This window comes from Indiicoccus explosivorum, from assembly GCF_002167005.1.
Classification (GTDB): Bacteria; Bacillota; Bacilli; order Bacillales_A; family Planococcaceae; genus Indiicoccus; species Indiicoccus explosivorum.
Genome location: NZ_NHTN01000066.1, coordinates 1 through 13280 on the forward strand (window position 1 = coordinate 1; position 13280 = coordinate 13280).

Below are 13280 nucleotides of genomic sequence, written 5' to 3' on the forward strand. Positions count from 1 at the left end.
GCTGCAGAGTCGAAATAGGACGCTGCAGAGTCGAAATAGAGCCTTCCAGAGTCGAAATAGCGCGCTGCAGAGTCGAAATAGGGCGCTGCAGAGTCGAAATAGGGGGCTGCAGAGTCGAAATGCGCCATCCTAGAGTCGAAATGCGCCATCCTAGAGTCGAAATCCGCCATCCTAGAGTCGAAATGCAGCCCTCTAGAATCGAAATCCCATCCATGCAGTCGCCCTCTCTCATTAACTCCATATAAAATCCCCCCTCGCAGCTGCTGCGCGGGGGACTCAACGACCATCTTACTTTTCCAAATTCAGTATCTCCACCGGTTCAATCTCTTCAGCCGGCTCAAAACCGAAGATCCGACTATAAAAATAGAATTCGCCGTCGATCGACCGCTTGATGTTCTCCGATTTGCGGAAGCCGTGGCCTTCCCCTTCGAACAGTTCGTATGCCACAGGCAAGCCTTTCTCTTTCAGTGCACCCACCATCAACTCCGCCTGGTTCGGCAGCACGATCTTGTCGTCTTCCCCCTGGAAAAAGATGACGGGGCACGACAGCTGATCGGTGAAGTTGATCGGTGAACGTTCGGCGTACGTCGCCTTCGCTTCCGGGTATGGACCGACGAGGCCGTGCAAATACTTCGATTCGAATTTGTGGGTGTCCTTCACGAACACTTCCAGTTCGCTCAGCCCGAAATGGCTGGCGCCCGCGCTGTACACATCGGTGAACACGAGCGATGCCAGCGTCGTGTAACCGCCGGCGGAACCGCCCGCGATGGCGACGCGGCTGCCGTCGACTTCACCCCGGTCGATGAGGTGACGTACGGCGTTTGCGCTGTCCTGCACATCGACGATGCCCCAGTTGCCTTTGAGACGCTCGCGATACTCGCGGCCATATCCGGCAGATCCGCCGTAGTTAACATCAACGACCGCAAAGCCGCGGCTCGTCCAGTATTGGTTCACGAGATTGAGCACAGCTGAGGTCATGCTGGTCGGCCCGCCGTGGACATGCACGAGGAGCGGCGGCTTTTCATCAGCCGGCGCCCCGTAATCCGGGTTCTTCGGCGGGTAGTAGATGGCATGCGCGGTCTTGCCGCCTTCTGTCGGATACTCGATCAGCTCGGGCTGCGAGATGTAGGATTCGCTCACCGCGAGTTCGGCTGATGCCTTGATGACCGCGAGCTGTCCTTTTTGATTCATCCGGACGACGCGCGGAAATTCGGTCGGCGATGCCGCAATAAAACAGACGTCGGTGCCGTTGGAATGGACGGAGGAAAAGAATGTGTAGTCCGTCTCCATGGGGATCAGCGTCCCGGCTGCCGTATCGATTTTGGCCAGGTGTTTCACGCCTTTTTCCGTATAGGTGCAGATGATCATGGACTCATCGATGAAGTCATAATCCGAGATGCCGAACAGCCAGCCGGGTGATGCGAATTCTGCCTCTTTCACATAAACCGTTTCCGCTGCACCGTCTTTTATTCGCATGAGGTTCCACCAGTTCGAACGGTCGGATGCGAAATAAAGTATGCCGTCCGGCGACCAGACCGGCTGTGTGATGGATTCGCCGGGGCCGCCTGCAGCGAGCCGGGCATTCGAGACCGAACCGTCGTCATTCAAATCGGCAACCCACAGTTCGGTCCCGTCCCACGGCATGTTCGGATGGTTCCACGTGAGGTAGGCAAGCTGCCGTCCGTCCGGGCTGATGCGGGGGCTGGAGTAGAAATCGTTGCCGGAGACGGCGATCCGCTCGTTGCCGCCATCAAGATCCATGGCGACGATCGCCGTCTCCGCAAAGATGTCGGATTCTGTATGATCTTCGCGCACCCAATAGATCCGGCCGCGCCCCGAATCCACCGTCGGATCGGCATAGCGGTGGGCGCTCTCTGCGGTGATGCGCTCGAATTCGCCGTCCGCTGTCCGGACATAAAGGAAGTTGTCCTCGAAGTTCGAGAAATACAAGGCTCCTTCGTGGAAACAGCAGGACCGGCCGCCGTATTCATGCACACGCGTCCGCGCATTGTAAGGGGAAGGGGTCAGTTCGGTCTTTGTGCCGTCCTGTCCGAGCCGGATGACCGTGCTGCGGCCGCCTTCGTTCGGGCGTGACTCGATCCAGTACAGGTCCTGACCATCAAAATCGGCGCTGACGAGCGGCGTCGTACCTTGTACGATCAAATCGGTGGAGATGGGGGACTTCCAGCTGCCGTAGGGCGCGGTTGTCTTATCGCTCATCTGCAGGGTTCCTCCTCTTTTATTCGAATTAAACCAAGTGTACCATACGGAAAACGGAATTGTCTGACGACGGAGGGGCGCGGATATTACAGTGTCCTATAACAGGAAAAGACAACGAAAAAAGGGCGGCCGGAGCCGCCCTGAGAGGGACAGGATTACTTGATACCGATATTCACGACTTGCTTTGTCCCGTCATTCAAATAAATGACGAGACTGTACGTGCCTGAAGACAGCCCTTTTGTGCTGAGGTTGAAAATATACTGATTGTCCGTCGGGTCGTATCTGAACAGGTTGCCGCTCGTGGCGGCACTCGTCGAGACGGCATCGACTTCTTCACCCATCACACTATTGCTCGTTTTCACGATCCGGATGGATGCGACAGCATTTGTCACGTAAGCGCCGTTAACGTCCTGGAGCTGAAACTTCACCGGCACAGTTCTGCCTGACTTGAAGATACTTGTGCTCTCAGTGCTGATCGGGTCCAGGACACCGCCAAAGCTGTAAGAGACCGTATAGGTGACTTCTTTTTCGACCGAATTGCCGGCCTGGTCCTCCGCTGTCACGGTGACTGTATGCGTTCCCGGTTTGCTTGTATCGAATGTGCCGCCGGCTGCCGATGAAAGGCCGGACAAGGCGTCGGAAGCGGACCAGGCAGCGGTTTCATTCAGCGTGAAGGCCAAGTCGGCCGGAACAGCGATTTCAGGATTTGTTGTATCAACGTTCAGGCTGGCGGTCGTAACGGTTGCCGTGTTATCGGCTTTGTCTGCAGCGGAACCGGAAACAGCCTGATCCTCGCCCTCTGTCAGTGTGATGGGATCACTGACAGAAGCGATGCCTGAAAGGCTGTCCTCCGCGCTGAATGAAACGGTAATGTTCTGGTTGAACCAGCCGTTCCCATTGGGCTGTCCGGAAAGACTGTATCCGATGGTCGGAGCGGTTTTGTCGATGCTGAAATTGAAATTTCCGGAACTTGTATGGCCGGCGATATCAGTCGCGGAACCGCTGACAGTATGCATCCGCTCCTCAGTCAGGTGGATTGGAGCAGTTACAGAAGCGATGCCGGAGAGATTATCGGCAGCGGTAAATTCGATGGCGACATCATCGTTATACCATCCGTTTGCGTTCGCTTCCCGATCCGGTACAGCATTGACAACCGGCGCTGTTGTATCGATATTCAGTCCTTCAACTTTCAGAGACGCAATGTTGCCGGCTTTGTCTGCGGCCGTTCCTTCTGCAGTCTGACTTGCCCCTTCTGTCAGGAAGATCGGTCCGCTCACACTGTCAATGCCTGATAAGTCATCCGTCCCTGTGAATGATACCGTCACGTTTTCCTTGTACCAGCCCGCCGTATTCGGTTCAATATCCGTGGCGGATGTAAGGGACGGAGCAGTCTTGTCCAGGCGGATGACCGTGCTGACCGACCCTTCATTGCCGGCAAGGTCCTTCGCGGTGCCGGTCACGCTGTGGGTGCCTTCTGCGGTGATGGTGACCGGTCCGCTTACAGAAGCTTGGTCGACACCGGATCCGCCGGCTTCGTCAGCCGCAGAGAAGGAGACGGACACGTCTTTGTTATACCAGCCGCCAGCATCAGGAGTCCGGCTCGGGATTGCTGTAACGACCGGAGCTGTCGTATCGGCAGCCTGCCGGGCGACTTTTATCGTCACCCAATCATCGACATCATCGACCACTTTGTCGTTTCCGCTGCTGTCTGTAGAAGACAGGAGGATTTGCTTAGTCACTTCAGCTGCTGTTTCAGTCGCCGGGATGGTGTATTCCAAATTCACCCGGCGGACCGTGGTGAAATCGTTCGCGGCGAAGCTGACTTGCTGGGCACTGTTGCCCTCGAATTTTGCGGTGACTGTCACAGCCGCGGTCGAATTATCTTTTCCGAACGGAGCGATGCGGATATCCACCGGCACGATAACTGTTTCACCCGGTTTTCCCGTGATGGCCGCTGCCTGATCTGCGACAACTTCTGCTACGATTTCGCCCTGTGCGAATACTGCGCCTGCCGGCAGGAGCCCGGATACTGCGATGGCCGCTGCTGTGATCAGCGCTTTATTGCGTACGTTTTCCAGCATGTTTCTTTTCTTCATCGTTCATTCTCCTCTTATTGGTTAATGGCAAATAAGAGGGCCGGTTACACCACTAGCTCCGCACAGACATAGGCGTCCACGTGTAGACTGTGCATCAACGCTTCCCATACCAGGACGTTCTGCTCCTTACGAGCCGGCGCGATGAAGAAAGAATGCCATGCCCTGATGAGAAGAGTGTATAGAGTTTGGCTAATAAAGGCAATACATTTTTATCTAATTTTCTATATATTTAAACCCACAGAGTAGAAAAGATTCAAATTACCTATTAAATTATCGGTTAAAATTTATTTTATTTATGAATTAGGCTTTTCGTCTGCCGTAAATCCTTGATTTCCGATAAAACCGGCCATGTTTGTTACAATGAATGAAAGAAAGAAGTCACATTTCGAGGATGATCATCATGGTTAAACAGAAAACGGGATGGCGCTTGGAAAGCAGCTATACCGAACTTCCGGACCGGTTTTATTCAAGGGTCGAGCCGAATCCGGTCCGGTCCCCGCAGCTTGTTGTTTTCAATGACGAACTGGCGGAATCGCTCGGCTTGGATCCGGAAATGCTGAAGCGTGAAGAAGGGGTGGCCGTCCTGGCCGGCAACGCATCGCCGGAAGGGTCGGCGCCGCTCGCACAAGCCTATGCCGGCCATCAGTTCGGCAGTTTTGTGAACCTCGGGGACGGGCGGGCGATGCTGATCGGCGAACAAGTGACGCCTGACGGGGAGCGCGTCGATGTCCAGCTGAAAGGATCCGGGCGGACTCCGTACTCCCGTGGAGGCGACGGACGCGCGGCACTCGGACCGATGCTCCGCGAATACATCATCAGTGAAGCGATGCACGCGCTCGGCATCCCGACGACGCGCAGTCTGGCGGTCGTCGCGACCGGGGAAGTGACGCTTCGGAAAGAGCCGCTGCCCGGCGCGGTTCTGACACGGACCGCTGCCAGCCATTTGCGTGTCGGCACGTTCCAGTATGCGGCGGCACTTGAAGACCGGGATGCGCTGAAAGCGCTCGCCGATTATGCGATCGGCCGGCATTACCCGGAAGCGGCGGAATCGGACAATCCGTATTTGGCGCTGTTCCGGAATGTGGCGCAGCGGCAAGCCGCGCTGATCGCCAAGTGGCAGCTCGCCGGCTTTGTCCACGGCGTCATGAATACCGACAACATGACCATCAGCGGCGAGACGATCGATTACGGACCGTGCGCGTTCATGAACGCGTATGACCCGGCGACCGTCTTCAGCTCGATCGATATCCAGGGCCGGTACGCCTACGGCAACCAGCCGTCGATCGGCGGCTGGAATTTGGCCCGGTTTGCGGAAGCGCTGCTGCCGCTCATCCACGAGGATGCGGAACAGGCGGCGAAGCTGTGCCAGGCGGAACTGGAGGCCTACATCGGCCGCTTCCAGTCGGAAATGCTGGAAGGCATGCGGGCGAAGCTGGGTTTATTCAATAAAGAAAGCGGCGATGAAGCGCTGATCGATGCGCTTCTCAAGATGATGCGGGAGCAGGGGGCGGATTACACGAACACGTTCCGGGCGCTTTCGTCCGCTGGGGCCGGGAAACCGGACCTGTTCGAATCGAACGATTTCAAGGAGTGGCAGGCCGGATGGCAGGAACGGCTCGGCCGGCAGGAAGCGGGTGCTGAAGAGGCGGCGGAATTGATGCGCCGCAGCAATCCGGCGGTCATCCCGCGCAACCACCGCGTGGAGGAAGCGCTGGAAGCCGCAGGCGAAGGCGATCTCACGGTCCTGAATCGGCTGCTCGCCGTGCTGAGGGACCCGTACGCGTATACCGAAGAGCAGGACGCATACGCTTCTCCGCCTCCGCCGTCGGACCGGCCGTACCGCACGTACTGCGGCACATGATGTCCGGTGCCGGGCGGCAGGAACGAAGAAATCTTGCTAAACAAAAAAGGCGGGAAGAGGAATTAAATTACTCTCCCGCCTTTTTTTGTTTCTTTTCAGCTGCCATCGCGTCAGTGCTGTCCGGCGCCTGTTTCATTCGCCGCTTTGGAATCCGCAATGGCTTCCCTCGCTTTCCGGGCGATGAGATCCCATGCTTCCTCAGCTTTGTCTTTCGGCCCTTCGAGTGTGAAGGCGTGGTAACAGCCTTCGAACAGTTCATCGTGGACGCTGACGCCGGCGGCTTTCAGTTTCCGGGCGTAGAACTCGCCTTCTGGCCTGAACGCGTCATGTTCAGCGATGATGAGCACAGCGGGGGCCAGACCGCTGTCGATATCCGCACAGACCGGTGAAGCGAGCGGGTTGCGGGCCTGCTTCTGGTCCGGCAGGTAGCACATGTTCAAAAAGTTCGCAAACTGGGGATAGCGGGCACGGAGCCATTTCGGTTCCGGTTTCTCAGCATGCGGCGTGACGAAATCGAGCATCGGGTAAGACAGCGCTTGGAGAAGCGGCTGTTTCTCCGCCTTTTCCTCCAGGTACAGGCAGAGGGCCGCCGCTAAATTCCCGCCTGAACTTTGACCGCCGACCATGATTCGGTCCGGGTCGATCTTCAGCTCTTCCGCTCTCCCTTTCATCCACTGAATGATTTCATAGCTCTGGATGATCGGGTCCGGAAAAGGGAATTCCGGCGCTTTTGCATAACCGATGTTGAGGACGGCGCATCCCGCGCGGTTCGCCAAGTACCGGCAGAACGGGTCATCCATTTCCTTGCTGTTCATGATGAATGCCCCGCCGTGGAAATTGATGTATACAGGAAGCGATTCCTGTTCCGCCCCGTCCGGGTAATAAAAAGAAAGGGAGGCGGGGTGGATGGACGTATCCACCAAGAAATCTTTTCTCATTTTCACAGGCTCCGGCGGGATCAGCGGATCTTTGCTTTCGTCGCCGGACAACAGCCGCAGTAACTTTGCAATCGGAGTAGTAAACATAAGAACCTCGCTTTTTTTTTAATTATTCTATCCATTCAGCCCAAGAAACGTCAACTTTCATAATCCTTGGACTTGAAATGTACCGTTTCTTCATTGTACAAAGTTGTACATGGTATGTACAATGATTGGGAAGGGTGTTGCGCGCTGTGTTTCTTTTCACGGAAGAGGAGGACGCGGCAAGGATTGAACCGGCTGGATGAGGGTATGGGAAAGATAACAAGGAAGGAAGCCGCTTTCATTTTGGCATGAAAACTATCGGAAGGTGCTGGTGAAATTGACAGGACAAAAACGGGTTTTAGTAATCGGGGGAGGACTCGGCGGCATATCCGCCGCAATCTCGCTCGCCCAGCGGGGATACAAAGTGTCGTTATTCGAAAAGAACCGCCACATCGGCGGCAAACTGAACCGGCTGGAGCAGGACGGGTTCGGTTTCGACCTCGGCCCGTCCATCCTCACGATGCCGAAAATCTTCGCGAAGCTGTTCGCCGACAGCGGCAAGCGGATGGAAGATTACGTGCCGATCATCCGGCTGGATCATCAGTGGCGCTCATTTTTTCCGGACGGGAACATCATCGACCTGTACCAGGACCTCAATGAAATGGCGGCGAAAAATCCGTCGCTGAGCCGGCGGGATATGCGTGAGTATGCCGATTTGCTGAAGTACTCCAAAAAGCTGTACGACATGACCGAGAAAGGGTACTTCGCGCACGGGCTGGACAGCGCGGAAGAACTTACGCGCTACCATGGCGCAATCAACGCTCTCAAGAATTTCGATCTTTTTTCGACCGTACATAGTGCCATCGACAAGCGGATCAGCAATCCGCAGCTGAAGGACATGCTGTCCTATTTCATCAAGTACGTCGGTTCTTCCCCGTATGACGCGCCCGCTGTTCTGAACATGATGATTTATATGCAGCACGACCAGGGCGTCTGGTATGTGCCCGGCGGCATGAACCGGCTCGCCGATGCGCTCGTGAAACTGGCCGAGGAGGTCGGCGTCAACATCCATACGGGAGTCGGCGTCACCCGCCTCTATAAAGAGAAAGGCAACATCACCGGCGCCTTGCTGGATGACGGCGCGAAAGTCGCCGCTGATTACTATGTTTCCAACATGGAAGTCATTCCGCTGTACGAACAGCTTTTGGATGAAAAGAAAGGCTACGTCAAAAAGCTGAAAAAGAAGTTCGAACCCGCCAGCTCCGGGCTCGTGATGCACTTGGGCGTCAAAAAAAGTTACCCGCAGCTCGGCCATCATAACTTTTTCTTCGCGGAAGACATGAAAAAGCAGATGAATACGATTTTCCATAAGCACAAACTGCCGGATGATCCGGTCATTTATTTGGTGAATCCGAATAAAACCGATCCGACGACGGCACCGCCGGGTCATGAGAACTTGAAAGTGCTCCCGCACATTCCGTACGTGCAGGATGAGCCGTTCACCCGGGAAGAATATGACCGGTTTGCGGAGAATGTCCTGAACAAGCTGGAACGGATGGGACTGGACGGATTGCGCGACCACATCGTGACGCAGGACGTCTGGACCCCAGAGGACATTCAGCGGGTGTACGGCTCCGACCGGGGAGCGATTTACGGGACGCTGTCGGACCGCTCGAAAAATAAAGGGTTCAAGCACCCGAAACAAAGTGAACGCTATGACAACCTGTACTTTGTCGGCGGGACGGTGAACCCGGGCGGCGGGATGCCGATGGTGACGCTGAGCGGCCAGCAGGTCGGACAGAAAATTGTCCAGCGGGATACAGGCCAGGACGGATGAAGGGAAACGGCCGTTCGGAAGAATAACTGACGGAAGGGGAGATTCCATGCCGCTGCCGGTTGTCACGTTGCCTGCGGTTTGGGTGGTCGCCATCGATGCCGCCGCATGGACGTTCTTCCATTTATCCATTTCGTTCATCTGCATGAGACTGCCTCTGTCGTTTTTCCTGAAAGAACACGCCTGGTCCCGCATTTATCCTTGGGAGCGATCGGGGGCACTGTGGCAGCGGTTGTTCAAGGTGAAGTACTGGAAAGGCCGGATCATCGACGGGACCATTTTCCTGAAGCGGGGTTACAGTAAAAAGCGGCTTCCCGGCAAACAACTGGAGGAGCTGAAGAGATTCGCGGCGGAAACGAAACGGGCGGAACTGACGCACTGGCTTTCCATACTCCCCGCACCGCTGTTTTTTCTGTGGAACCCGTTCTGGGCAGGCTGGGCGATGGTGGCGTATGCGGTGCTGTTCAATTTCCCGATCATTATCGCCCAGCGCTACAACCGCGGCCGGCTCACAGCCATCATCGCCAGTGAAAGGAGGAGATAGCGTGAAGAAGAAAGTGATTGTCATCGGCGCGGGAGTCGCAGGACTTGCAAGCGCCATCCGGCTCCAGCATGCCGGATACCAGGTGGCGCTGTATGAAAAGGAAGCGACACCCGGCGGGAAAATGAACCGTGTGGAAGTCGGCGGCTACAAGTTCGACCTCGGCCCGAGCATCGTCATGATGCCGGACGTGTATCAGGAATTGTTCCGGCTGTGTGGCCGCGACCCCGACGACTACATTCCGATGGAGAAACTGGACCCGATGTACCGGGCTTATTTCAGTGACCGGCCGGATGAGCCGATCGACATGTCTTCCGATCTCCCGCGGCTGACGAAAACCATCGAAGAAATCCATGAACCGGACGTCGGCGGCTTTTTCCAATACCTCCACGAAGTGCACAAGCTGTTCAAGTTCGCCAAAGAAGACGTGCTGCAGCGGCCGTTCCGCAGACGCCGCGATTTCTACAACGTGTCCATGCTGAAAAAAGGCAGGAAAATGAAAGTGCTGGATACGGCCGACCGGTTCATCGGCCGGTACATCGAAAACGAACGCCTGAAGCAGATCATCAGCTTCCAGACACTGTACATAGGCATTTCCCCGTATAAGAGCCCGTCGTTCTACACGATGATTCCGATGCTTCAGTTTTTATATGGCGTCTGGTTCATCAAAGGCGGGATGTACACGATGGCCACCTCGATGGAAAAACTCTTCCGCGAACTGGGCGGCGAAATTTTTTACGGCCAGGATGTGCAGGAAATCCGTATCGATGACAAGAAAGCGGTTGGGATCCGGGTGGAGGACCGGGAAGTGCCAGCGGATTATGTCGTGTGCAACGCCGATTTTCCTTATGCCATGAAAAACCTGGTCAAATCGCCCGAAGCGAAAGGGAAGTTCACGGACAAAAAAATCGACAAAATGGATTACACCTGCTCCTGTTTCCTCTTGTATTTGGGGATGGACCGGAAGTTCACCGAGATCGAACATGTCCATAACTTCATTTTTAATGAAAAATTGGATAAAAATCTGGAAGACATTTTCTCGGGGAAGAAACTGACGGATGCTTCATTTTATGTGTACATCGCGTCGAAAATCGATCCTTCATTAGCTCCTGAAGGAAAAGACGGGCTGTACATCCTCATGCCGGTGTCCAACGTCGCGGCAGCAGAGTATGAATGGGATGAGGAGACCGTTGCGTATTACCGCGGCTATATTCTGGACGCGCTGAAGAAGATTCCGGGATTCGAGTTTGCCGAAGATGAAATCGTCGCCGAAACGCACATGACGCCCCTGGACTTCGAGACGAAATTCAACGCGTATAACGGCGCGACGTTCGGGTTGCAGCCGACACTGTCCCAAAGCAACCATCTCCGCCCGCAGAGCAAGGCGACCCACTGCTCGAACTTGTATTTTACAGGAAGCAGCACGCATCCGGGCGCCGGTGTGCCGATCGTCCTTCTGTCCGCCAAGATCGCCGCGCAGGAACTCATGCTCGATGACCGAGGCGGAGCGGAATTGCGGAAGACTGCCGACTAAGACAAGGAGGGTTCCGATGACTGCTGCAGACATCATTAATGTATCGATCGGATTTTTTGCCGTCCTGACCGGTGTCTTCATGTTCTGGTCATTGCCGAAACCCGAAGCCCGCGGCCGTGCCGACCTTCCATTCCTGTCCGTCATCATTCCCGCGCGGAACGAAAGCATCCGCATCCCGCCTTTATTGCAATCGCTGGCGGAACAGCGGTACAGATCTTTCGAAGTCCTTGTGGTCGACGACGATTCGTCCGACGGCACACCTGAAGTCGCCGAATCGTTCGGTGCAACCGTGCTCCGGAATAAATCACAGGGAAAGGGAGCCGGCAAGTCTTCGGCATGCTGGTTCGGTGCGAACGAAGCGAAAGGCGAATGGCTGCTGTTTTTGGATGCCGATACGTACTTCGCGAACGCAGATGCCATTGAAAAATTATTGCTTTTCTACAGCGGCCAAGGCGCGAGGGGCATCCTTTCCCTGCAGCCCTATCACACGGTCCGCAACCTGTACGAGAATTTGTCCGCCGTATTCAACATCATCGTCATCGTCGGCATGAATGTGTTCACCGTCCGCGGAGACCGTCTCCGGCCGGCCGGTTCGTTCGGCCCGTGCATTTTGTGCAATAAAGACGACTACTTCCAGACGGGCGGCCATCAGAAAATCGAAGGGGCCCTCATGGATGATATTGCGCTCGGGGAAGCGTTTCTCGGGGAGAATCTTCCGGTCCGCTGTCTGGGCGGGAAGGGGATCCTATCTTTCCGGATGTACCCGGAAGGGATGAGAAGTTTGGTGGACGGCTGGTGCAAAAGCTTCGCCCTCGGTTCGAAGTCCACGAATCCGCTCGTCATGGCGATGACCATCGTCTGGATTTCCGGCAGTTTCATCAGTGCGATTTCCTTTATTTCCTCGCTTGCATCCGGGAATGCCGGCGCCATAGCCGTCAGCGGGCTGCTGTATTTGCTGTACGCCATCCAGACCGGCTGGTACGCCCGCAGATGCGGCAACTTTCCCTGGTTCATCTTTTTGTTTTACCCGATCCTGTTCTTGTTTTTCACCATCATCTTCATGTATTCCTTGTTCCGCGTGAATGTCCTGCACTCGGTGAACTGGAGGGGCCGGAAGATCGACGTTTGACCAGAAAAAAACCGTCATCAGCATACTGAAAAGCCCTCCAGCAGCGGAGGGCTTTCGTTATGGGCGTATTTCGGCCGCCCTGGCGGCAGCATCAGCGGCCGCGCTTTTCAAGATTCCGCGCTGTGGCGCTTTTTTCCACTTGTTTCTGGTCGCGGTACGTCCCCAGCGTCTTATCGATGGAGGTGTGCGTTACGCCATACCAGTAGTTTTCATTTTTGAAGTGGTGCCACAGGTGCGCTTTTTTTATTCGCCGGCCGACTTCAGTGCGCGGCAAAATCGGTTTATGTGCGACGTAATGCGTCCATTCGTAATAAAGGAAGTACGTCATGATCCCCGACAGGAAAGCGGCAGTCCAAACCAGACTGTCTGTAATCACCAGGAAAATAGCGGACGAGACCAGGAAATTCGGCAGGCTGAACCACAGCGGGAGGAATAAAAGATGCAAATCATCGGGATCTGAGTGGTGGTCGAAGTGCAGGCGCTTGATCATTTTCAGCAGGAAAGGATCTTTCGGCGTTTTCATGTGGAACAGGAAACGGTGGACCACATACTCACTCAGCGCATAAGCGGCCATCCCGACTGCAAACGACAGCCAAATCTGCCAGGCAAGGGCATGGTACAGTGTGAAAAGGAGCAGCGGCACAAGCAGCACACACATGACGGTGACATCCCGGAACAGAAAGAACTCCTTGTAGTAAGCGCGCATGGTCAGGACTCCTTTTTGAGATCGAGTGGTCTTCTCATTATAAAGGTTTCTGAAAATTAATACGATAGAAAAAAGCGGGAGTCTGGGGATTTTTTGCGGGAGAACGAGATAAGGATTGGGGAGACCGAGATAAGCCGCCTCAAGACCGAGATAAGCCGCCTCAAGACCGAGATAAGCGGCATCAAGCCCGAGATAAGCGGGTTCGAGACCGAGATAAAGGGCATCAAGCCCGAGATAAAGGGGTTCGAGACCGAGATAAAGGGGTTCGAGACCGAGATAAGCACCCTCGAGCCCGAGACAACCCCAAAAAACCGCAAAGAGAGGAGCAAACTCCTTCCTTTGCGGCTCTGCCAGAACAGCTTTTTTATTCTTCCGGGAGATCGTCGACGCCTTCCGC

General features: G+C 55.3%; 10 protein-coding genes and 1 riboswitch. Of the genes, 6 read left to right on the forward strand and 4 right to left on the reverse strand.

Translation table 11 applies throughout. The features are described from left to right. Window positions 1-288 precede the first annotated feature (288 nt). Together CCE92_RS14745 and CCE92_RS14750 are read right to left on the reverse strand one after the other, a co-directional pair. Window positions 289-2220, reverse strand: coding sequence for a S9 family peptidase (locus tag CCE92_RS14745; protein WP_088009287.1), 1932 nt, complete (start codon window positions 2218-2220; stop codon window positions 289-291). 155 nt (window positions 2221-2375) lie between these two features. Beyond that, window positions 2376-4316 (reverse strand): PxKF domain-containing protein, encoded by a 1941-nt coding sequence (locus CCE92_RS14750; protein WP_088009289.1) that lies wholly within the window; start codon window positions 4314-4316, stop codon window positions 2376-2378. Between the two features lie 29 nt (window positions 4317-4345). Further along, a riboswitch (cyclic di-GMP riboswitch) is annotated at window positions 4346-4428 on the reverse strand. 288 nt (window positions 4429-4716) lie between these two features. Here CCE92_RS14750 and CCE92_RS14755 point away from each other — a divergent pair. Beyond that, window positions 4717-6177 (forward strand): protein adenylyltransferase SelO, encoded by a 1461-nt coding sequence (locus CCE92_RS14755; RefSeq protein ID WP_088009301.1) that lies wholly within the window; start codon window positions 4717-4719, stop codon window positions 6175-6177. Between the two features lie 110 nt (window positions 6178-6287). Here CCE92_RS14755 and CCE92_RS14760 read toward each other — a convergent pair whose 3' ends face one another. Beyond that, on the reverse strand, window positions 6288-7115 hold the full coding sequence (locus CCE92_RS14760; RefSeq protein WP_241536072.1) for an alpha/beta hydrolase: 828 nt from the start codon (window positions 7113-7115) through the stop codon (window positions 6288-6290). 361 nt (window positions 7116-7476) lie between these two features. Here CCE92_RS14760 and CCE92_RS14765 point away from each other — a divergent pair, with 361 nt between their 5' ends. From CCE92_RS14765 to CCE92_RS14780, 4 genes are read left to right on the forward strand one after another with little or no spacing between them, the layout of a single operon-like run. Beyond that, entirely contained in the window at window positions 7477-8976 is a 1500-nt protein-coding gene (locus CCE92_RS14765; RefSeq protein WP_088009303.1) for a phytoene desaturase family protein, read from the forward strand. A 46-nt stretch (window positions 8977-9022) separates the two neighbouring features. After that, window positions 9023-9517 (forward strand): glycosyl-4,4'-diaponeurosporenoate acyltransferase CrtO family protein, encoded by a 495-nt coding sequence (locus CCE92_RS14770; RefSeq protein WP_088009293.1) that lies wholly within the window; start codon window positions 9023-9025, stop codon window positions 9515-9517. A 1-nt stretch (window position 9518) separates the two neighbouring features. Further along, window positions 9519-11048, forward strand: coding sequence for a phytoene desaturase family protein (locus CCE92_RS14775; RefSeq protein WP_088009295.1), 1530 nt, complete (start codon window positions 9519-9521; stop codon window positions 11046-11048). Between the two features lie 16 nt (window positions 11049-11064). Beyond that, the gene (locus CCE92_RS14780; RefSeq protein WP_088009297.1) at window positions 11065-12177 is read left to right on the forward strand and encodes a glycosyltransferase family 2 protein; all 1113 of its coding nucleotides are present in this window, start codon (window positions 11065-11067) and stop codon (window positions 12175-12177) included. Between the two features lie 91 nt (window positions 12178-12268). Here the strand turns inward: CCE92_RS14780 and CCE92_RS14785 are convergent, their stop codons facing one another. After that, window positions 12269-12883, reverse strand: a complete 615-nt coding sequence (locus CCE92_RS14785; RefSeq protein WP_088009299.1) for a sterol desaturase family protein — start codon at window positions 12881-12883, stop codon at window positions 12269-12271. A 93-nt stretch (window positions 12884-12976) separates the two neighbouring features. Between CCE92_RS14785 and CCE92_RS14790 the strand changes: the two genes are divergently transcribed. After that, window positions 12977-13280: coiled-coil domain-containing protein (locus tag CCE92_RS14790; RefSeq protein WP_206601406.1), on the forward strand; the 304-nt coding region annotated here is incomplete at its 3' end.

Excerpts from the sequence above, each read along its gene's own strand:
- CCE92_RS14785 (WP_088009299.1), bottom strand. The coding sequence starts at position 12,883 with ATGCGCGCTTACTACAAGGAGTTCTTTCTGTTCCGGGATGTCACCGTC.
- CCE92_RS14745 (WP_088009287.1), bottom strand. The coding sequence starts at position 2,220 with ATGAGCGATAAGACAACCGCGCCCTACGGCAGCTGGAAGTCCCCCATC.
- CCE92_RS14760 (WP_241536072.1), bottom strand. The coding sequence starts at position 7,115 with ATGAGAAAAGATTTCTTGGTGGATACGTCCATCCACCCCGCCTCCCTT.
- CCE92_RS14755 (WP_088009301.1), top strand. The coding sequence starts at position 4,717 with ATGGTTAAACAGAAAACGGGATGGCGCTTGGAAAGCAGCTATACCGAA.
- CCE92_RS14750 (WP_088009289.1), bottom strand. The coding sequence starts at position 4,316 with ATGAAGAAAAGAAACATGCTGGAAAACGTACGCAATAAAGCGCTGATC.
- CCE92_RS14780 (WP_088009297.1), top strand. The coding sequence starts at position 11,065 with ATGACTGCTGCAGACATCATTAATGTATCGATCGGATTTTTTGCCGTC.
- CCE92_RS14770 (WP_088009293.1), top strand. The coding sequence starts at position 9,023 with ATGCCGCTGCCGGTTGTCACGTTGCCTGCGGTTTGGGTGGTCGCCATC.